We start from the raw sequence: 20,849 nt of genomic DNA on the forward strand, positions 1-20,849 counted from the left end.
CACACGGGAGAAGACCCGCCCCGGCGTCATGCTAGACCAGGACGCGCTACATCACCATCGACCCTCAGCAGTGGCACGTCATGAAAGCAGCGCAGCCCGGCAATCAATTGGCCGGACGCTTCGCCAGCACGAGGCCGATGCCCAGCGCGACCATCGCAGCTCCCGATGCCTCTCGCAGGCGGCGAATCAACGCGGGACGTGCTGCTGCGCCTTGGCGGATGCGACTCGCGGCGAAGGCGACCACGATGTCGGCGAGGGTGTTGAGCGCGACCGACACGAAGCCAAGCATCACGAACTGCAAAGCGACGTGGCCTGCGCTCGGGGTCACGAATTGCGGAACGAAGGCAAGGAAGAAGGCTGCGGTCTTCGGGTTCAGCGCCTCGACCAGCACTCCTTCGCGAAACGCCCGTCGCGGCCCGATCGGCGGTGCCGCTGGTCCCCCCTTCAAATCTGGCGATGCGTCCCTGCGGGCCGACAGAAGAGTGCGAAGGCCTATCCAGATCAGATAGGCGGCACCGATCAGCTTCAGCGCTGTGAACAGTTCCGCACTCGCGAGCACGATAGCGGAAACGCCCAAGCCGCCCGCGACGACGTGGACCATGCCGCCCAATCCGGTGCCAAAGCTGGAAGCCACGCCTTCCGCACGGCCGCCAGCGAGGGTGCGTGCAGCGACGTAGAAGATGCCCGGACCGGGCGTGACGGCGAGCACCAAGGCCGCGGCGAAGAAAAGCGCGAATTGAGTCAGATCTGGCATGATCGTGAGTTTTACAGCATCACGGGCCTAGCGCCCAGAGCGCAGATCCTGATCGAACGTCCCACGGATCTCGCGCAGCAGATCATGCGCTTTGTGCCTCCTCGCTCCCGACATATTTCCTCGCTGCGTTAACCATGCACGAGCGCGGCTGAGCAATGGTTCGACGCTTAATGCGCGCTTAACGCTTTTGCGGGAAACATAGAGGATCAGCGCAAAATCAAGTCGCAAGAAGTGCGAGTGGAAGTCTGCCCTACCCCGAGGAGGGGGATTGCATGGGACTGCTTCTCATTGGCTTGGTGGCAGGAATGCTGATCGGCTATGGCATGCCTCCGTCTACCCAGGCGAGCTTGCAGATGTGCGGGTCGAAAATCTGTTTCGATGGGAGCGTGCCACCTCAGGCGGAGCCGAAGGCGAGCGCGCCCACGCCCGATACTGCGGCGAAGGCAACGAAGGCTGCAACGTCGGCGAAGCCAGAGAAGCGATCACCGCCCCGTCGGGACACAAGGGTTCCGCGTGGCAAGAACCCGCCGCCGAAGGCGATGGAAGACCGCGCCGCGGCTGCCGGGACATCCGAGGCCGTCCTGAGCAAGGCGAAGATGTCGGTCGCAGCAAAAATGGAAGATCCGGCATCGGCCGAGTTCACGGACGCGAAGCGGGCAATCAGGAAGAATACGCTGGGGCGATCGGTGGACACGATCTGTGGTCATGTCAGGGGAAAGAAGGCGTCGGGCGAGGACACCGGGGAGAAGCCATTTCTGTATCTCGTGAAGGAGGATGACGTCTACGTCGTCGACGGCAAAGCGAACTCAGCCGCGGCGATCGCATATCGGAATATTTGTAACTGAAGCGTGACACCGGGAAAGCGGATACCGGTGACCAACGTGCGCGTTCGATCGGCCAGAGGCTTGTGCCAAAGGCCGGTTGCGCGACGCTGGATCATGATCCGATTAGACGGAATCGGATCATGATCTCATCTCTTTGTTTGAGCATGATCTTCCTGCGCAAACGCTTTGCGTTTGTCGCAGGGAAAACCGGTTTCCACTTTTCCGAATCATGCTCTCGTCATTGGCATGGAAATGATTGGGGTAGGGCGGCAATTCCTTCAATTGAGGATATTATGGACGACCTTGTCTCTGCTGCAGAGCGGCTCAACGGATCGCTGCCGTTGCCGGTCCTGCTCATCATCGATCCGCTCACGCTGGCGCGGACCTGCATTCTGCACATTCTCAGACAGGAGCTGAGCGGATTCGAAATCGTCGAGATGGCCACGACCGACAATCTCGGCTGCGCCACGGGACGCGACGTTCGGCTGGCAACGCTCAGCATCGGGGACAAATCGGTGGCTGATCCCTCCGTCGCCGGCGACCTCGCGCTGCTCGCCGATTGCTGCCCTAACGCCTCGATCGCCCTGTTCTGCAACCGGGACGACGAAGCCACCGCGCTTGCAGCCCTGCATCGGGGAGTCCGAGGCTTTTTTCCGACCTCGATCCCGGTCGAGCTCGCTGTCGCCGGCTTGCGTCTTGTTCTCGCCGGCGGCGTCTACAGACCGCTTTCAATTGAAGGGCAGGACGGGTGCTCTAGCTGCGAACCGATCTACCATAGCCCGTTGGCGCCGATATATCTGGCAAACAAGGACCAGATCGAATTCACGCCTCGCGAGCAACATGTGCTTGCGGAATTGGAGCTCGGCCTGCCCAACAAGCTGATCGCCGCCAAACTGAAGCTTTCGGAAAACACGGTGAAGATGCACATTCACCACATCATGCGGAAGTGTGCCGCCCGCAATAGGACCGAGGCCGTGCTGCGCTGGCGCGCAAGATCGACCATTCACCGCGGACCGGAGCCCGGCGCATTCTCGTCGTCCTGATCTGGCTATTCCTGCCGTCGCTCAGTCTTCACTGAAGGCGGTGTGGAAGCTATCGAGCAGAGGCCGCAAGGCGTAGATCGCCACGGTGCCGCGCCCGGTTGTGATGAACACCTGGGCCGGCATTCCCGGAATGATCTTCAAGCCATTCTCCACGATCTTGGAATCCTGGACGCGGATTTTCGTCGCGTAGTATGGCTGGTCGGTGCGCTTGTCGAGCAGTCGATCGGCCGATACGTGCATCACCGTTCCCTTCAGACGCGGGACGCGACGCTGATTGTAGGGCAAGAGGTGCACGTCGGCGTTCAGCCCCGGATGAACCACGTCGATGTCCTCCGGCTTCAGGCGCGCGATCACGACCAGCCTGTCCTGCCGGGGCACCAGATCCATCAGCGCGGCGCCGGCGCCGATCACGCCGCCTGGCGTATGAACCCGCAGGTCGGTTATCACCCCGTCCTCGGGTGCCTTGAGCTCCGTTCGGGACAATTGGTCCTGCGCCGCCAGCAATTTTTCGCGCAGTTGAAAGCCCTGGTTCTGCGCCTCGCGCAATGACTGTGCGATCTCGTTCTGCCGGTCGCTCTCGAGCTTCAGGAGCGTCGCCTGCGATTCGCTGATCACCTGCTTGGCGCGCGAAATATGCGCAATGATCTCGCCGCGCCGTCCCTCGATATCGGCCAGCTCCCGCTCGAGGTTCAACAGGCGCGGACGGCGCTCGAGTCCCTTGTTGACCAGGATGGTGACCATGTCGAGCTCTTCGCGCACGATCGCGGCGCGCTGCGCCACCGCGTCCTCCTGCGACTTGAGCCCCTCGATCTCCTTTGCGACCTGAAGCCGTTTTTCCCTGAGGATGGTGGCCTGGGACTGGAACACCTGCCGGCGCGTTTCAAAGATGTTCTGCTGTGCCGCCAGCACCGAATCGACCGAGCCGCTCGTGCTTCGGATTCTGTCGAGCCATGTCGGAAACGAGATCTGCTCCTGCCCCTGCTGCTCGGCCAGAAGCCTTGCCTCGCGCGCGGCCGCGTCCCACAACTGCCCCTGCAGGCTTTGCACCTCGGCGCGGGCCCTGGTGTCATCGAGCGCGATCAGCGTCTGTCCCGCACTCACGGCGTCGCCGTCGGCGACCAATATTTTCCTGATGATGCCGCCCTCGAGGTGCTGGATCGTCTTCCGGCTCGATTCCGATTCGACCACGCCGGACGCGATCGCCGCGCTTTCAAGCGGAGCAAAGGCCGACCAGATTCCCAGACCCAGCACAAAGCCGACGACCAATAGATTGCCGGCCAGGGTGACGTGGCCGAGCCTGTAGCGCGGCGAGGCTTGCGTCGGCGCCGGGCACCAGGGAAACTGCCGCGGCTCGAATTCGTCGATCGCGGTGATCACGACGCCGCTCTCGTGCTTCGGCAGGAAGGCGGGCGGCAACCGCACGAGGGCTCGGAGGTTTGCGATCATGGGAGAGCCGTTTCCTGCGATGCCACTTGGGAAGCCACTTGCGGCCGGCTCAAATACCGCTCGAAGATGTCCTCGCTCTCGCCGAACGCCGTGACCGCGCCGTCCTGCATGATGGCGATCTTGTCCGTCGCCGCGAGGATGCCCATCCGGTGCGTGACGATGACCACCGTGACGCTGGCGATCTTCAGTTGTTCGATAGCATCCAGCAGCACCCGCTCGCCGGTGTAGTCCAGGCTGGCATTCGGCTCATCCAGCACGACCAGCCGCGGCTCGCCAAAAAATGCCCGCGCCAGCCCCAGGCGCTGGCGAAATCCGCGCGAGAATATGCCGCCGTCATTGGCGACGACGGTATCGTATCCAACCGGCAGCCGCAGGATACTCTCGTGAATCCCGGCGAGCTTGGCGGCATGCATGACCTTTGGCAGATCGGCGTCGTCCAGTCGGGCGATGATATCCTTGATCGTCTCTCCGACGAGATCGATGTCCTGCGGCAAATAGCCGAGGTAACGGCCCTGCCGCCCTCCGCGCAGGGCCGAGATGTCGGTCTCGCCGAGCAGGACGCGCCCCTGCCCCGGCAACAAGATTCCGGCAATGATGCCTGCGAGTGTGGACTTGCCGGAGCCGGACGGACCGATGATGCCGAGGCACTCTCCGCGCGCGAGACGGAACGAGATGGTCTTGATGGGAAACCACTCGCCTTCCGAAATCTTCGCGCCGATATTGTCGACGACAAGATCGCCCGTCGACTGTTCCGGCAGACTGTCCGTGTTTTCGGTCGTAGGTGGAACGGCGGCAAGGACGTTGGTCAGCCGCTGATAGGCATCCAGCGCTCTCTTCAGCGCTTTCCAGCTTGCAACGGCGCCTTCGACCGGCGCAAGCGCACGGCTGAACATCAGCATCGTGACAAAGATGATCGCCGCGCTCTTGCCGTGATCGAGGACGAGCCACGCGGCTGCGCCCATGATGAGAACTTGCGCCAATGAACGCGTCGGCTTGGCGATCAGCATGATGATCTCGTTCCGCCGCTGCGCCAGGTCGTGCTCGCTTTGCGCGTTCCGCGCATCCACGTAGACCCGGCGCGCCACGTCGTCCAGCATTCCCATGCTGCGGATCAGGTGAACGTGGCCTGCGACCATCGCAAGGCGGCTATAGCTTCTGGACAGGGCGATCGCGGATTTCGCCAGCGCGCTTTCGGTGAGAAGATCGCCGACCACCGTGAGGCCGAACAGAAACAGCACGCTGCAGGCGCCAATGCCTCCAAGCAATGGATGCACGAAAAACAGCACGGCGAGGAATGGCGGAATCCAGAGCGCATCGAGCAGCGTCAGGGACGCGCCTGACTCGACGAACTGACGCACGGCCGTGAGATCGCGATAGGCATCCGAAGCGCGTGCTGAATCGTTACGAAACGCATGATCAAGGCAGGCGGAGAGCACGGTGGGCCGAAGCCGGTCTTCCAGCCAGGCACCCAGGCGCACCAGGACCGAGCGACGCAGCGCGTCAAGCACCCCGCCCACCACAACCGTGAGTGCAACGATCAAAGTGAGCATCAGGAGCGTTTCATTGCTCCGGCTCGGCAGCACGCGATCGTAGATCTGGAGCAGATAGATCGAGGGAGCGAACAGCAGCAGATTGTAGCTGCAGCTATAGGCGAGCACGATGGCGAGCGAGCCTGCGCAGGTCCGCAGCGCCGCCTGCAACGGCGTCCAGGGCGTCTGCAGCAGACTGAACCGAAGCAGCGGCACCAGCATGATCGTCACCGCCAGAGCTTCAAGGCTTGACCTTTTGCGCGGATCGTTTTGCGGGAGATCTGAGGCCGGCGGCATGGACCGCCGGCCTCAGCCGCCTCAATGAGGCCGCCGATCAGAAAGTACTAACCAATATGCACGTCAACGTCGCCGCCCATGCCGAGGTTGTCACTCCCGCCATTGCCGCCGATGCCCGCCGCGACTTCCTGGTGCATGTCCGCCTTCAGGTAGTTCGACTGATGCGCCGTCGTGTTGGCATACACCTTGGACGTGTCGTACCCGCTGGACGAGCTCTGATCGCCGTTCGACTTGGCGTCGCCGCCATAAGCCTTCGAGTACTTCGACGCCTTGGCGTCACCGCCGTCGGCATCCCAGGATGCCTTTTGACTGACGTAGTCGCCCGTCTTCACGTGTACGTCGGCACCATCGGCTTTGTTCGACGGATCGAACTTGATCGATGGTGAATTGCTGATGCTCCCCTTGAAGTAGCCGTCGCCGCCGTTTCCGACGCTCTGACCGCCTGTGTTGATTGACTTGAAGTCGATCGAATCGGAAACCTTGAGAAATCCCTTGCCTTTCGACATTTGAGCCTCCGTGCTGAGTTTACCTCGCGCGACATTCCTCCCTGTCCTGGAAGCGGATGCGCGATGCGAGTTTGTCCGCCGACGACGGGCCCGCGATAGATGCCAAATGGGATGTCATTCGATTCCGCGGACTACGCCCGAAAGGATTACATGCCCTATCGAAATTCGGCGCTCTATCCGATCAGATGAAGATCGGACAACAGATGCATCGCGACATCGCCGCCCAGCGCAAGATTGTCGTGGCCGCCGTTGCCGCCGATTCCGGCGATCTGAACCGCGCTCTGATCGATATGGACATTGTTGATCTGGTCCGCCTCGGCTGTCGAATGCGGCCCGGCGATGGCGATGTTGATGGGAGCATAGATCGCGACGCTGACATCGATGAGACTGCCGGAGAAATGGCCGCTGCCACCATTGCCCGCGCTGTTGTGTCCGGTTGCGATCGCATTCGAGCCGCCGCCCAGGAGTGCAGAGATGAGCGCTGCGCTGCCGCCCGCCGCGACATTGCCGCTGCCGCCGTCGCCCCCGCTGCCGGCCATCTGGAACGAGGACTGATCCAGATGCACGTCGTTGAGCTGGTATGCCTGGTTGGTGGAATTATATCCGGCGACCGAGATGTTGACGGGATCATAGACAGCGACGGACTTGTGGACGAGGTCGCCATGAAATTGGCCATCGCCGCCGTTGCCGGCCTGATTGCCGCCGGTGTCGATTGAACCTTGTCCGTTGCCGTTGGATTGACCATGAACGGATACGTCGCCACCGCCTGCGGCATTGCCGTTTCCGCCCTGCCCGCCGATCCCTGCGATCTGCACGGCGGACTGATCGATCTCGACCGTGTTCGACTGGCTCGCATGCGCGCTGCCGCCGGGCGCCGCAAACGCGAAGTTGACGGGATGGTAGATGACGACGGGCGCATCCAGCAGCGTTCCAAGGAAATGACCGTCGCCGCCGTTGCCGGCGTGATTGTCGCCTGTCGTGATCCCACTGGCGCCGAAGGAAGAGAGGTCGACGTTTCCGCCCGCGGCAATGTTACCATCGCCGCCATTGCCTCCGATGCCGGCCATCTGCAGCGCGGACTGGTTGATGTTCACATCGTTGGTCTGCTCGGCGATGGCGATTGAACCGTATCCCACCGATACTGCGATGTTGATCGGCTGATAGATCACCAGGGAGGCGTGAATGATGCCGCCATAGAAAAATCCGTCGCCGCCGTTGCCGGCCTCGTTCGCTCCTGTACCGATCGTGCCAGTATTGCTGTTACCCGAATTGGATTGGTGCGCGGGAGCGCCGCCGAACTGATCGGCATTATTGGGCTGGTGGACATCCGCGTTGCCATGAAGGCTGCCGCCTCCATCTCCAGTCGAATCGAGAGACGGGACAGACCCATTAGATGGCGAGCCGAACGAGGAGCCGCCGGCGCCGTCATGGCTATCGGCCGTGAGATGATGCAAACGGGCCGGAGAGAACTTGGTACCGTACGCGGGATCTCCATCATCCCAAGGATAATGCTGCGGCTGATCATGCAGCCGGATGCTGTCCGACATCCAATCGAACTTCATAGTCGCCTCCCTGGCGGGATCGCTCCGCGCAACGCGACGGACCACTCCCGACCGTGAGGCAATGTCACGCCGTATGCGTGAAAAGCCGAGCCATCAATTCGGATGCAACATTTCGGGTGAGATTGTACAAACGAAATCGGGTCGAAGAGGCGGTATCGCGCACGTTAGCGCACCCCATTCGCAGTCGACGCGTTCTTGAACTAGCCCACCCAAAAACCCGGCAGAGCCGGCTCGAGTCGTCCACCGACACGTACCGGCGCGATGCGGAGCGCGAGGCCGGTGGCGTCGTCGGTCTCGACCGCAACCCCGCTCAGCGTCGCTTCGCCGGCGGCCGGCTCAAAGCGGCCGGAGGGGATGCCGGTTTGGAAGCGCTGCAGCGGCTCTTCCTTCTGCATGCCGATGATGGAATCGTAGTCACCGGTCATGCCGGCGTCGGTCATATAGGCGGTGCCGCCGGGCAGCACCTGGTGATCGGCGGTGGGCACATGGGTGTGGGTGCCGACCACGAGGCTGACGCGGCCATCGCAGAAGAAGCCCATGCCCTGCTTCTCGGAGGTCGCCTCGCCGTGGAAATCCACCACGATCGCGTCCGCTGCCTGCTGCAGCGGACAGGCCTCGAGTTCGCGCTCGACCGCGGCGAAGGGATCGTTGGAGGGCTCCATGAAGACGCGGCCGATCGCGTTGATGACGAGCGCACGCTTGCCGTTCTTGGTGTCGACGAGCGTGGCGCCGCGGCCCGGCGCGTGCCGCGGAAAGTTGAGCGGGCGGATCAGGCGCGGGGCGCGCTCGATGAACACCAGCGCTTCCTTTTGATTCCACGCATGGTTGCCGAGCGTGATCGCGTCGGCCCCGGCATCCAGGAAGTCCTGGTAGATGGCCTCGGTGATGCCGAAGCCGCCGGCGGCATTCTCGCCATTGACGATGACGAGATCGAGCGACCAGTCACGGATCATGCCGGGAAGATGTTCTAAGATGGCGGTGCGGCCGGTCTTGCCGACGACATCACCGACGAAGAGGATACGCAAATTCAGCTACTCCCGGAAATCGAACGCCTTGCGCTCCGTTAGCACATAATCAAGCGCGACGTCGTGCGACAAAGCCGGAACCGCCTTGATTTCCTGCACCGCAAAGCCAAGCCCGATGCCGATCACGTGCTTGGTCTTGCGCAGATGGGTGAAGGTGAAGTCGTAATAGCCGGCGCCATAGCCGATCCGGTGACCGACCCGGTCGAAAGCGGCGAGCGGCACCAGCATGATGTCGGGGATCAACTCGGCCGCAACCGGCGACGGCTCGGGGATACCGAGCGAACCAAGCGTCAGCCGGTCGCCCTTGGCCCAGGCGCGGAATAGCAGGGAATGGCCGCGCGCGGTGACCGCCGGCAGCGCAAGCTGTGCGCCCTGCTCGGCGAGCTTCAGCATCAGCGGCATCGGATCGATCTCGCTGCGGACCGGGGAATAGCCGGAGACGATCGTACCCTGCGCGATCTCAAACGGCAGTCCGCGCTTGGCGATCTTCGCGGCGGCAGCAGTGCGCTCCTCTTCGCTCAGCGCATCACGTCGGGTGAGCGCGGCGCTGCGGAGCTCAGCCTTCGGAGAGATCGCGCGCATGATGTCTTGCTCCACGGTCATCACCCGCGAAGGCGGGTGATCCAGTATTCCAGAGCCGTCAGAGCGTTTTCAAGCGAAGTGGATACCGGTTCGCGTAAAGAAAACGCGTCAAACAAAAATGAAGAGCTTCGGATCAATCAGAACCGATGCTCCAGTGATCAACCTGCGAAGCCGCGGCGTACTGGATACCCCGCTTTCCGGGGTATGGCCGACGCCGGGTACCCGTGAACACCGCATGCAAAAAACAAAGCGCGAAGCCGCAGAGGCCGTTGGAGCGCTCGATCCCGGAGTTCCCTACGAAAGTAGGTGGGCACCATATGTCCGGGTCCACGGACCCGGCCAGGGACAGTTCCCTAAAGGATCGATAAGGCCCCGGGGATATATGGCTCCTGACGCGCAACGCAGCTTCGCAGGGGCTAATGTAGCGATGCGCGCGGCGTTCCGCCAGCGGGAATGGATTTCGGGTGGACGTTACCCTCACCTGAAAGGGGAGGGTAAGACAGCGGGCTAGCCGATCGCGATACCGCCGCCGATGGTGCGGTTGAGCACCTGCGTGGTTTTCTCGATCCGCTCAGCGGCGGCGTTGAGTGCGTTCGAGATCGCGACTTGCGTGGCGCGGGCGCGATCGACCGCCGCAGCGCCGGAGTCGCGCAAGGATTCGATTTCCTGCTCCAGGCTGCGGATGCGTGCGCCGGCGTCGACCAGTTCGTCGCAGGCGGTGAGCGCCGCCATCACGGTCAGGCGCGCATCGCCGATCTCACCGAACTTGCCGCGCAGCGATTCGATGCGCGATTCAAGGTTCTCCGCGAGCTTCAAGAGACGAACTTCCTGCCCCTCTTCGCACGCCATGCGGTATTGCCGGCCGTTGATGGTGACGTTGATGTGACTCATCGCGTGTTCTCCTCGCCATCAAGCACGGCGCGGATGGTGCCGATTGCCGCATCCAGCTTCTCGGCGATCTCGCGATTGGTGCGCTCGAGCTTGCGCGTCTTCACCAATGAGCTATCGAGCTCGTCCGCAAGCCGCGAGCGATCGGCACCGAGCGCCTGGATCCGGCTCGCCAGTTCGTTCTCGTCGCGGTCAGCCTCGCGCCGCCGCTCAACGGCGCTTTCCAGAGCATCCAGCGCCGCCATCAGCCGCCGTGTGGCGGCGTCGACGTCGGCGATAGCGGGCTCGGCATTGGCAGCCGCGTTGGTGGAACGATCGCTCATACGAGACAACGTACATCCTCGATGGCGTGGCCGTCCGCGAATCCTTGCGGTTCGGCAAGCGCTTAGGCGATGAAATTTACGTGGTGAGCGAGGCCGGCGCAACGCCGCCGGTAAACTATGCACCGATAGATGGAGCCGCCCCGGGGGTCGCACCTGTCGGTTTTACCCAGGCCCGTCCGCTCGGGAAACCGGCGCCCAGAGGGTTCGTGCCCCCTTCGGCCGGACACACCGGAGGCAACTTTGCGGCCGAAAGCGCGTTTCCTTGCCTTCGACTTCCCTTGGACTTCCGGAATTGAGGTGCTATCCAGCCTTTCCCCGTGCCTACCACCCGCATATGGCGGCCCTCCGGGCAGCGCGCATGCAAGCCAAGCCTCTCATTTCAGACGGATTTTCATCATGACGCAAGTCGATCACACCCGTATGGCCAACGCCATTCGTGGGCTCGCAATGGATGCGGTCGAGAAGGCGAAATCCGGCCATCCCGGGCTGCCGATGGGTGCGGCCGACGTCGCGACCGTCCTGTTTACACAGTTTCTGAAATTCGATGCGGCCGACCCGGCCTGGCCGGACCGCGACCGCTTCGTGCTCTCGGCCGGCCACGGCTCGATGCTGCTCTATTCGCTGTTGTACCTCACGGGCAACAAGGACATGACGCTCGACCATCTCAAGCACTTCCGTCAATTGGGTTCGCTGACGCCGGGGCATCCGGAGAACTTCCACACCAAGGGCATCGAGACCACCACCGGCCCGCTCGGCCAGGGCATCTCGACGGCGGTCGGCATGGCGGTCGCGGAGAAGATGCTCGCTGCCGAATTCGGCAAGAAGATCGTCAACCATCACACCTACGTGCTCGCCTCCGACGGCGACCTGATGGAAGGCGTGTCGCAGGAAGCGATCGCGCTCGCCGGCCACTGGCGGCTCAACAAGCTGATCGTGCTCTATGACGACAACGGCATCTCGATCGACGGCCCGACATCGCTTGCGGATTCCGTCGACCAGGTGAAGCGATTCAAGTCGGCGGGATGGGCCGCCGAGCACATCAACGGCCAGGATCAGAAAGCGATCGCGGATGCGATTACGCGCGCGCAGAAATCGAGCAAGCCGACGCTGATCGCCTGCAAGACCACGATCGGCTACGGCGCGCCGACCAAGGCCGGCACCAACAAAGTCCATGGCGAAGCGCTCGGCGCCGACGAACTGAAGGCCGCCAAGGAAAAGCTCGGCATCTCGCTCGAACCGTTCTCGGTGCCCGATGACGTGCTGAAGGCCTGGCGCGAAGCGGGTGCGCGCGGCGCCGCGGAGCGCCAGGAGTGGGACGCACGCTACGCCGAGCTCGGCAGCCGCAAGCGCGCGGAATTCGAGCGCCGGCTGCGGCACGAACGGCCGGCGTCGCTGGCAAAGGCGCTGAAGGGACACAAGAAGGCGCTGCTCGAAAACCCGCTCAACGTCGCGACCCGCAAATCGTCGGAGGCCGCGATCGAGGTGATCGCCGCCGCGATGCCGATGGAATTTCTGGCCGGCTCGGCCGACCTCACCGGCTCCAACAACAACAAGGCGAAATCGGCGGTCAACTTCTCCGCCAAGACGCCGAAGGGCCGCTTCATCCACTACGGCATCCGCGAGCACGGCATGGCCGCGGCGATGAACGGCATCTTCCTGCACGGCGGCTTTGCGCCGAACGGCGCCACCTTCCTGGTGTTCACCGACTATGCGCGGCCGGCGATGCGACTTGCGGCGTTGATGGGTACCGGCGTCGTCTATGTCATGACGCACGACTCGATCGGGCTCGGTGAAGACGGCCCGACACACCAGCCGGTGGAGCATCTCTCGGCGCTGCGCGCCATTCCCAACATGCGCGTGTTCCGCCCCTGCGATGCCGTCGAGGTTGCAGAATGCTGGGAGCTCGCGCTGAACCGGATCGACGGCCCGACGGTGCTGGCGCTGACGCGGCAGAACCTGCCGCAGCTTCGAACCACCGCGCCTGCCGACAATCCGTGCAGCCATGGCGCCTATGAGCTGGTCGCGGCGCAAGGTGACGCAAAAGTGTCATTCTTCGCCTCCGGTTCCGAAGTTCAGATCGCTGTCGACGCGCAGAAACAGCTCGCGGAACGCGGCATCCCGTCGCGGGTTGTGTCGGTGCCTTCGCTCGAATTGTTGCTGGCGCAGCCGGAAGAGCGGAAAAAGGCCATCATCGGCAACGCGCCGATCAAGATCGCGATCGAGGCGGCCGTGCGCTGGGGTTGGGATGCCGTGATCGGCCAGGACGGCGAGTTCATAGGCATGCACCGTTTCGGCGCCAGCGCGCCTGCCAAGGACCTTTTCAAGCATTTCGGAATTACCGCCGAGGCCGCCGTTAACGCTGCCCTGAAGCGCGTCGGCTAGCGGTTGAGCTTGCCCCGAAAAAGGACTAGGTAACTCCTATCTAATCCGTCCTCGTCCGGCCGAACCGGGCGATCCGCCGTAACACCCTCGCTGGAGCACGCGCCAGCGGGGACGGCAACAGCTATTAGAGGAGTGAAACAGCATGGCAGTCCGGGTCGCAATCAACGGGTTCGGCCGCATCGGCCGCAATGTGCTTCGAGCCATCGCCGAGTCTGGCCGCAAGGACATCGAAGTGGTCGGGATCAATGATCTCGGCCCGGTCGAGACCAACGCCCATTTGCTCCGTTTCGACTCCGTGCACGGCCGCTTCCCGGGCACCGTCACCGTCGATGGCGATACGATCAGCGTCGGCGACAGCAAGATCAAGGTGTCCGCCGAGCGCGATCCGTCCAAGCTGCCCTGGAAGGATCTCGGCGTCGATGTCGCGCTGGAATGCACCGGCATCTTCACCGCCAAGGATAAGGCGTCCGCGCATCTGACCGCCGGCGCCAAGCGCGTGCTGGTCTCCGCGCCCGCCGACGGCGCTGATGCCACCATCGTCTACGGCGTCAACCATGACACGCTGACCAAGGAGCACCTGGTGATCTCCAACGGCTCCTGCACCACCAACTGTCTCGCGCCGGTGGCGAAGGTGCTGAACGACACCGTCGGCATCGAGACCGGCTTCATGACCACGATCCATGCCTATACCGGCGACCAGCCGACGCTGGACACGCTGCACAAGGATCTCTATCGCGGCCGCGCGGCGGCGATGTCGATGATCCCGACCTCGACCGGCGCGGCCAAGGCGATCGGCCTGGTGCTGCCTGAACTGAAGGGCAAGCTCGACGGCGTCGCGATCCGCGTGCCGACGCCGAACGTCTCGGTGGTGGATCTGAAGATCGTCGCCAAGCGCGCAACCGACGCCAAGGAAATCAACGAGGCGATGAAGCGCGCCTCGGAGCAGCAGCTCAAGGGCATCCTCGGCTACACCACCGCGCCGAACGTCTCGATCGACTTCAACCACGATCCGCATTCGTCGACCTTCCACATGGACCAGACCAAGGTGCAGAACGGTACGCTCGTGCGCGTGATGTCGTGGTACGACAACGAGTGGGGTTTCTCCAACCGCATGGCCGACACTGCCGTCGCGATCGGGAAGCTGCTGTAACCATTTGTTTGTCGTCATGCCCGGCCTTGAGCCGGGCATCCACGTCCTTGTTTCCATAGGAGCAAGGATGTGGATGGACGGGACATAGGCGAGCGAAAGCGACGCCGTCCTTCGGACGGCGAAGCCCGGCCATGACAGAGGAAGCCCTGACATGAAAAACTTCCGCACCCTCGACGACGTCGATGTGAAGGGTAAGCGCGTGCTGCTCCGCGTCGATCTGAATGTGCCCATGGAAAATGGCCGCGTCACCGACACCACGCGGCTGGACCGTGTGGCGCCGACGATCACCGAGCTTTCCGACAAAGGCGGCAAGGTCATCCTGCTCGCGCATTTCGGCCGCCCCAAGGGACGCGATCCCAAGGAATCGCTGAAGCCCGTCGCTGAGGCGCTGTCGAAAGTGATCAAGAAGCCGGTCGCTTTCGCCGAGGACTGCATCGGCGAGGCCGCGGCAAACGCTGTGGCGGCGCTGAAGGACGGGGAGATCCTCTGTCTGGAGAATACCCGCTTCCACAAGGAAGAAGAGAAGAACGATCCGGCCTTCGTCGCGGAACTGGCAAAGCTCGGCGACATCTGGGTCAATGACGCGTTCTCGGCGGCGCACCGCGCCCATGCCTCCACCGAAGGCCTCGGCCACAAGCTGCCGGCCTATGCCGGACGCACCATGCAGGCCGAGCTCGACGCGCTCGGCAAGGCCTTGGAAGCCCCGAGCAAGCCGGTGATCGCGATCATCGGCGGCGCCAAGGTTTCCACCAAGATCGACCTGCTCGAAAATCTCGTGACTAAGGTCGACGCGCTCGTGATCGGCGGCGGCATGGCCAACACTTTCCTGCATGCGCAGGGCGTCGGCATCGGCAAGTCGCTGGCGGAGAAGGATCTCGCCGCGACCGCGCTGCGCATCCTGGACAAGGCCGCGGCCTCCAATTGCGCCATCATCCTTCCCGTCGATGCCGTCGTCTCCTTCCACTTCGCGGCCAATTCGCCATCGCATGCCTACGGCCTGGACGCGATCCCGGCCGAGGGCATGATCCTCGACGTCGGCCCGCAATCGATCGCCCGCATCCATGCCGCGATCGACGATGCGGCGACGCTGGTGTGGAACGGCCCGCTCGGCGCCTTCGAGCTGCCCCCGTTCGATCGCGGCACCGTGGTGGCCGCCAAGCACGCCGCCGAACGCACCAAGGCCAAGAAGCTGATTTCGGTCGCAGGCGGCGGCGATACCGTCGCGGCGCTGAACCAGGCCGGCGTGGCGCACGATTTCACCTATGTCTCGACCGCCGGCGGCGCATTTCTTGAATGGATGGAAGGCAAGCCGCTGCCGGGCGTCGAAGTCCTGAAAATCCGCTGACTACCAGTTCACGCGCGAACGCACTGCAAATACAGGGAGAATTCGGATGGCGCGCATTACCTTGCGGCAACTGCTCGACCATGCGGCTGAGCACGATTACGGGGTGCCGGCCTTCAACATCAACAATATGGAGCAGGCGCTGTCGATCATGGAGGCAGCCTCGAGCGTTGACGCGCCCGTCATCATCCAGGCTTCGCGCGGCGCACGCGCCTATGCCAATGACGTGATGCTCAAGCACATGATGGACGCCCTCACCGAGATCTATCCGCAGATCCCGGTCTGCGTGCATCTCGACCACGGCAACGAGCCCGCCACCTGCATGACCGCGATCCAGTCCGGCTTCACCTCTGTCATGATGGACGGCTCGCTGAAGGCCGACGGCAAGACGCCCGGCGACTGGGATTACAATGTCGGCGTGACCAGGACGGTCACCAACATGGCCCATCTCGGCGGCATTTCGGTGGAAGGCGAACTCGGCGTGCTCGGCTCGCTCGAGACCGGCATGGGCGACAAGGAAGACGGCCACGGCGCCGAAGGCAAGCTCTCCCACGACCAGCTCCTGACCAATCCGGACGAAGCCGTGAAGTTCGTGAAGGAGACCAAGGTCGACGCGCTCGCGATCGCGATGGGCACCTCGCACGGCGCCTACAAGTTCACCCGCAAGCCGGACGGCGACATCCTCGCCATGAATGTGATCGAGGAGATCCACCGTAAATTGCCGAACACGCATCTGGTGATGCACGGCTCCTCCTCGGTGCCGCAGGATCTGCAGGACATCATCAACGAGTTCGGCGGCAAGATGAAGCCGACCTGGGGCGTGCCTGTCTCCGAGATCCAGCGCGGCATCAAGAACGGCGTGCGCAAGATCAACATCGATACCGACAACCGCATGGCGATGACCGGGCAGATCCGCAAGGTGTTCAAGGAACACCCGGAAGAGTTCGACCCGCGCAAATATTTGAAGCCCGCGATGGAAGCGATGACCAAGCTGTGCAAGCAGCGGCTGCAGGAGTTCAATACCGCCGGTCAGGCCAGCAAGATCAAGAAAGTGCTGACCACGGCGGAAATGGCCAAGCGCTACGCCAAGGGCGAGCTCGATCCGAAGGTGGCGTGAAGCCGCCGCTGCCGTAGCCCGGGTGAAGCGAAAGCGTAACCCGGGGCCACTTGCAACGCGGACACAGATGTCCCGGGTTACGCGTTCCGCTCCACCCGGGCTACAAGCTCTCCACCCTCCCCTCGCACCCGGAAGGCGGAGGGTCGTTCGATTTGTAGTCGCTGTTCGATTTTAATGTTAATCCTGCTCCGGCTTGCGCGACCGCCGGCCGCGGCGAACGTTTTCTAGGCAATTGCCCGATAACCGCCTATTTTGGTTTGCAAGGGCATGAACCATCTGGAGGACGTTCCATGAATCTCGCTGACCTCAACAAGATCGCGCTTGCCATGGTCACCCCGGGCAAGGGCATTTTGGCCGCCGACGAATCCTCAGGGACCATCAAGAAGCGCTTCGACGCGATCGGCGTGGAATCGACCGAGGAGAATCGGCGCGACTACCGCGAGATGCTGTTTCGCTCGACGGAGGCGATGAGCAAATATGTCTCCGGCGTCATCCTCTATGACGAGACGATCTGGCAGAACGCGAAGGACGGCACGCCGCTGGTCAAGCTGATCGAGCAGGCCGGCAGCATCCCCGGCATCAAGGTGGACGAGGGCACGCAAGCCTTGCCCGCCTGCCCCGGCGAACTCGTGACCGTCGGCCTCGACAAGCTGGCCGAGCGGCTGAAGAAGTATTACGAGCGCGGCGCGCGCTTTGCGAAATGGCGCGCGGTGATCGACATCGGACAGGGGATTCCCAGCACGACCGCGATCCATGTCAACGCGCATGCGCTGGCGCGCTACGCCGCACTGTGCCAGGCGGCGCAGATCGTGCCGATCGTCGAGCCGGAGGTGCTGATGGACGGCGGCCATGACATCGACCGCTGCTATGAGGTGACGCAGCAGGTGCTCAACACCGTATTCCACGAACTGTTCGTGCAGCGCGTCGCACTCGAAGGCATGGTGCTGAAGCCGAATATGGTGATATCCGGCAAGAAGAGCCCGAAGCAGGCATCGGTGCAGGAGGTTGCCGAAAAGACCATCCGGCTCCTGAAGGCCTGCGTGCCCGCGGCCGTGCCCGGCATTGCCTTCCTCTCCGGCGGCCAGAGCGACGAAGAGGCAACCGCGCATCTTGACGCCATGAACCGGATCGGCGGCCTGCCCTGGAAACTCACCTTCTCCTACGGCCGCGCGCTGCAGGCGGCGCCGCAGAAGGCGTGGTCCGGCAAGGCCGAGAACATCGCGGCCGGCCAGCGCGCCTTCACCCACCGCGCACGCATGAACGCGCTCGCGAGCAAGGGCGAGTGGGAGACCGGCCTGGAAAAGAAGGTGGCATAATTGGCCGCAAAGCCCGTTCCGCCGCGCCCGGCGCCGCGCCTCTATCTCGCGACGCCGGTGGTGGAAGATCCCTCCGAACTCATCGCAAGCCTGCCCGCTTTGCTCGCCGCGGCCGATGTCGCGGCAGTGCTGGTGCGGCTGCGCGAGACCGACCAGCGCACGATGATCTCGCGCGTGAAAGCGCTGGCGCCGGTGGTCCAGAGCGCCGGCGCGGCGCTCCTGATCGACGGCCATGTCGAGCTCGTCGCGCGCGCCGGCGCCGACGGCGCGCATCTCACCGGTCTTGCCGCGCTGGAGGACGCGCTGCCGTCGCTGAAGCCGGACCGCATCGCCGGCGTCGGCGGGCTGCCGACGCGCCACGAGTCCATGGCCGCCGGCGAACTCGGCGCCGATTACGTGCTGTTCGGCGAGCCCGGTGCGAGCGGGCAGCGGCCCTCGACGCAGGCGATCGCCGAGCGGCTCAACTGGTGGGACGAATTGTTCGAGCCGCCCTGCGTCGGCTACGCCATTTCGCGTGAAGAGGCTTTCGAATTTGCAGCCGCCGGCGCAGACTTCGTCCTGGTCGGCGATTTCATCTTCGCCGACCAGCGCGGCGCTGGCACAGCGCTCGCCGAGGTCGGCGCGACCATCCGCGAAGCGCATGCGAGCGCGGTTGGGAAGGCAAGGGCAGGACTGACTCCGGAATGAGTCTGCTGCGTCCGATAGCGGTGGTGCTCGGCTGCGCCGTGCTGACGACGGGCGCGGTCGCGCAGATTTCGCTGACGCCGCCCGCCGCACAGGCGCCGGCCAGCAAGCCGGCTCCGAAAAAGGAGGCGCCGAAGCCTGCGCCAAAGCCGAAGGCAGCAGCGGAAAAGCCGAAGGCCGCGGCGGAAAAGAAGCCGGCCACGCCAAAGCCGTCGCCTTCACCTTCGCCATCGCCGACCCCGACGCACCCGTTCGACGATCCCAATGTCGATCTCGTCTATGGCGCCTATCAGCGCGGCCTCTACAAGACCGCCTTCGACCTCGCCACCAACCGCGCAAACTACGCCCGCGACCCCAAGGCGATGACGATGCTGGGCGAGCTTTATGCCAACGGGCTCGGCGTCAAGCGCGATTACGGCAAGGCGGCCGAATGGTACCAGCGCGGGTCCGACGCCGGCGACCGCGAGGCGATGTTCGCGCTCGCGATGATGCGGCTTGCCGGCCGCGGCGGCCCGGTGAACAAGGACGAGGCGGTCAAGCTGCTGGCGTCCTCGGCCAAACTCGGCAATCCCAAGGCGGCCTATAATCTGGCGCTGCTTTATCTCGACGGCCAGACGCTGCCGCAGGACCTCAAGCGCTGTGCCGAATTGTTGCGGATGGCGGCCGACGCCGGCAGTCCCGAGGCGCAGTACGCGCTCGCGACCTTCTACAAGGAGGGCACCGGCGTGCCCAAGGATCTCGAGAAATCGGTGCGGCTGTTGCAGGCCGCCTCGCTCGCCGACAATGTCGATGCCGAGGTCGAATATGCGATCGCGCTCTACAACGGCTCCGGCACGCCGCGGAACCAGCCGGCGGCGGTGGCGCTATTGCGCAAGGCGGCCCGGCAGAACTCGCCAATCGCGCAGAACCGCCTCGCCCGCCTGCTCGCCACCGGCCAGGGCGTGCCGCAGGACAAGGTCGAGGCGTTGAAATGGCACACCGTCGCCAAGACCGCAGGCAAGGGCGATCCGGAACTGGACGAGATGCTGCTGGACATGAGCCCGCAGGACCGCGCCAAGGCCGAGGAGGCCGCACGCAATTGGCTCGGCACCGGCAAATGACGCCTTGACGGCGCCATCCCGAGAGGGCACGCAGTCGGAAATCCCCGACGGCGCTTGGGCCGTTTTCCCACCGACAAGCCCTCCATCATGCTCTATTCCGCCCTCATCAACGTCATGGTCAAGGCCGCGCGCCGCGCCGGCCGCAGCCTCAAGCGCGATCTCGGCGAGATCGAGCACCTGCAGGTGTCGCTGAAGGGGCCGGCGAACTTCGTCTCGCTGGCCGACAAGCGCGCCGAGGAGATGCTCTACACCGACCTCGCCAAGGCCCGCCCGGGCTACGGCTTCATCGGCGAGGAAGGCGGCACCCGCGAGGGCACCGACAAGAGCCATAGCTGGATCGTCGATCCGCTCGACGGCACCACCAACTTCCTGCACGGGATCCCGCAATTCGCGATCTCGATCGGGCTGGCGCGCGAGGGCACGGTGATCGCGGGGGTGATCTACAACCCCGCCAATGACGAGCTCTATATCGCCGAGCGCGGCAAGGGCGCCTTCCTCAACGACCAGCGCCTGCGCGTCGCCGGCCGCCGCAGGCTTGACGAATGCGTGGTCGCCTGCGGCCTGCCCCATATCGGCCGCGGCGACCATGGACTGGCGCTGAAGGAGATGGCCGTGCTGCAGAACAAGGTCGCCGGCTTCCGCCGCTTCGGCGCCGCCTCGCTCGACCTCGCCTTCGTCGCCGCCGGCCGCCTCGACGGCTATTGGGAACGCAACCTCTCCCCGTGGGACATCGCAGCCGGGCAGATCATGGTGCGCGAGGCCGGCGGCACCGTGAGCGGCATCGAGGGCAATGACGATCCGTTGCAAACCGGACACGTGGTCTGCGGTAACGAATTCGTGCACGGCGAACTGGTGAAGATTTTGAAGCCGCTGGGATAGTTGCTTCTTTGCAACCAAGTCGTCATGGCCGGGCTTGACCCGGCCATCCATCATCTTCGCAAAGAGTCGTTTTGGCGATGGATTGCCGGGTCAAGCCGGC

Annotated in this window: 19 protein-coding genes and 1 other RNA gene; 10 read left to right on the forward strand and 10 right to left on the reverse strand. The window is 63.8% G+C overall.

Features of this window, described 5'->3' with window-relative positions:
* Window positions 1-103: 103 nt before the first annotated feature.
* Entirely contained in the window at window positions 104-754 is a 651-nt protein-coding gene (locus AC5ZGW_RS11225) for a LysE family translocator (RefSeq protein WP_130226472.1), read from the reverse strand.
* 272 nt (window positions 755-1,026) lie between these two features.
* Here AC5ZGW_RS11225 and AC5ZGW_RS11230 point away from each other — a divergent pair, with 272 nt between their 5' ends.
* Window positions 1,027-1,599, forward strand: coding sequence for a hypothetical protein (locus AC5ZGW_RS11230; RefSeq protein WP_245474759.1), 573 nt, complete (start codon window positions 1,027-1,029; stop codon window positions 1,597-1,599).
* Window positions 1,600-1,871: 272 nt separating this feature from the next.
* Complete coding sequence (locus tag AC5ZGW_RS11235; protein WP_130226473.1) at window positions 1,872-2,621, forward strand: response regulator transcription factor; 750 nt, start codon at window positions 1,872-1,874, stop codon at window positions 2,619-2,621.
* 21 nt (window positions 2,622-2,642) lie between these two features.
* Here the strand turns inward: AC5ZGW_RS11235 and AC5ZGW_RS11240 are convergent, their stop codons facing one another.
* From AC5ZGW_RS11240 to AC5ZGW_RS11280, 9 genes are all read right to left on the reverse strand, one after another.
* The gene (locus AC5ZGW_RS11240; protein WP_130226474.1) at window positions 2,643-4,067 is read right to left on the reverse strand and encodes an HlyD family type I secretion periplasmic adaptor subunit; all 1,425 of its coding nucleotides are present in this window, start codon (window positions 4,065-4,067) and stop codon (window positions 2,643-2,645) included.
* Window positions 4,064-5,818, reverse strand: coding sequence for a type I secretion system permease/ATPase (locus AC5ZGW_RS11245; protein WP_130226495.1), 1,755 nt, complete (start codon window positions 5,816-5,818; stop codon window positions 4,064-4,066). Before AC5ZGW_RS11245 ends, AC5ZGW_RS11240 begins: the two co-directional genes overlap by 4 nt.
* A gap of 122 nt (window positions 5,819-5,940) precedes the next feature.
* Window positions 5,941-6,399, reverse strand: a complete 459-nt coding sequence (locus tag AC5ZGW_RS11250) for a hypothetical protein (RefSeq protein WP_130226475.1) — start codon at window positions 6,397-6,399, stop codon at window positions 5,941-5,943.
* Between the two features lie 173 nt (window positions 6,400-6,572).
* A complete protein-coding gene (locus tag AC5ZGW_RS11255) occupies window positions 6,573-7,961 on the reverse strand; it encodes a hypothetical protein (protein ID WP_130226476.1) in 1,389 nt (462 codons plus the stop codon).
* Between the two features lie 200 nt (window positions 7,962-8,161).
* Window positions 8,162-8,986, reverse strand: a complete 825-nt coding sequence (locus tag AC5ZGW_RS11260) for a TIGR00282 family metallophosphoesterase (RefSeq protein ID WP_130226477.1) — start codon at window positions 8,984-8,986, stop codon at window positions 8,162-8,164.
* Window positions 8,987-8,992: 6 nt separating this feature from the next.
* Window positions 8,993-9,568, reverse strand: coding sequence for a 5-formyltetrahydrofolate cyclo-ligase (locus AC5ZGW_RS11265; RefSeq protein ID WP_130226478.1), 576 nt, complete (start codon window positions 9,566-9,568; stop codon window positions 8,993-8,995).
* Window positions 9,569-9,818: 250 nt separating this feature from the next.
* Window positions 9,819-9,979: non-coding RNA, 6S RNA (ssrS, locus tag AC5ZGW_RS11270), on the reverse strand.
* Between the two features lie 96 nt (window positions 9,980-10,075).
* Window positions 10,076-10,459 carry a cell division protein ZapA gene (locus AC5ZGW_RS11275; protein WP_028163718.1) on the reverse strand — a complete coding sequence of 128 codons (384 nt, stop codon included), beginning with the start codon at window positions 10,457-10,459 and terminating at the stop codon, window positions 10,076-10,078.
* Window positions 10,456-10,779: a DUF4164 domain-containing protein gene (locus AC5ZGW_RS11280; RefSeq protein WP_028163719.1), complete on the reverse strand. Its 324-nt coding sequence runs from the start codon at window positions 10,777-10,779 to the stop codon at window positions 10,456-10,458. Before AC5ZGW_RS11280 ends, AC5ZGW_RS11275 begins: the two co-directional genes overlap by 4 nt.
* Before the next feature lie 396 nt (window positions 10,780-11,175).
* On the opposite strand from AC5ZGW_RS11280, the gene tkt reads away from it, so the two are divergent.
* The 8 genes from tkt to AC5ZGW_RS11320 all read left to right on the forward strand — a co-directional run bounded on the left by tkt (window position 11,176) and on the right by AC5ZGW_RS11320 (window position 20,749).
* Complete coding sequence (gene tkt / locus AC5ZGW_RS11285) at window positions 11,176-13,161, forward strand: transketolase (protein WP_130226479.1); 1,986 nt, start codon at window positions 11,176-11,178, stop codon at window positions 13,159-13,161.
* A 142-nt stretch (window positions 13,162-13,303) separates the two neighbouring features.
* Window positions 13,304-14,311 carry a type I glyceraldehyde-3-phosphate dehydrogenase gene (gap, locus tag AC5ZGW_RS11290; RefSeq protein WP_028163721.1) on the forward strand — a complete coding sequence of 336 codons (1,008 nt, stop codon included), beginning with the start codon at window positions 13,304-13,306 and terminating at the stop codon, window positions 14,309-14,311.
* Window positions 14,312-14,462: 151 nt separating this feature from the next.
* Window positions 14,463-15,656, forward strand: coding sequence for a phosphoglycerate kinase (locus AC5ZGW_RS11295; RefSeq protein ID WP_130226480.1), 1,194 nt, complete (start codon window positions 14,463-14,465; stop codon window positions 15,654-15,656).
* Between the two features lie 46 nt (window positions 15,657-15,702).
* Window positions 15,703-16,770, forward strand: a complete 1,068-nt coding sequence (fba, locus tag AC5ZGW_RS11300; RefSeq protein WP_130226481.1) for a class II fructose-bisphosphate aldolase — start codon at window positions 15,703-15,705, stop codon at window positions 16,768-16,770.
* 290 nt (window positions 16,771-17,060) lie between these two features.
* The gene (locus AC5ZGW_RS11305; RefSeq protein ID WP_130226482.1) at window positions 17,061-18,086 is read left to right on the forward strand and encodes a class I fructose-bisphosphate aldolase; all 1,026 of its coding nucleotides are present in this window, start codon (window positions 17,061-17,063) and stop codon (window positions 18,084-18,086) included.
* Window positions 18,087-18,773, forward strand: a complete 687-nt coding sequence (locus AC5ZGW_RS11310; RefSeq protein WP_130226483.1) for a thiamine phosphate synthase — start codon at window positions 18,087-18,089, stop codon at window positions 18,771-18,773.
* Complete coding sequence (locus tag AC5ZGW_RS11315) at window positions 18,770-19,870, forward strand: SEL1-like repeat protein (protein ID WP_130226484.1); 1,101 nt, start codon at window positions 18,770-18,772, stop codon at window positions 19,868-19,870. Before AC5ZGW_RS11310 ends, AC5ZGW_RS11315 begins: the two co-directional genes overlap by 4 nt.
* Before the next feature lie 87 nt (window positions 19,871-19,957).
* Window positions 19,958-20,749, forward strand: coding sequence for an inositol monophosphatase family protein (locus AC5ZGW_RS11320; RefSeq protein ID WP_028163727.1), 792 nt, complete (start codon window positions 19,958-19,960; stop codon window positions 20,747-20,749).
* Window positions 20,750-20,849: the final 100 nt, after the last annotated feature.

The sequence above is a fragment of the Bradyrhizobium sp. Crot121 genome (genome assembly GCF_059512385.1).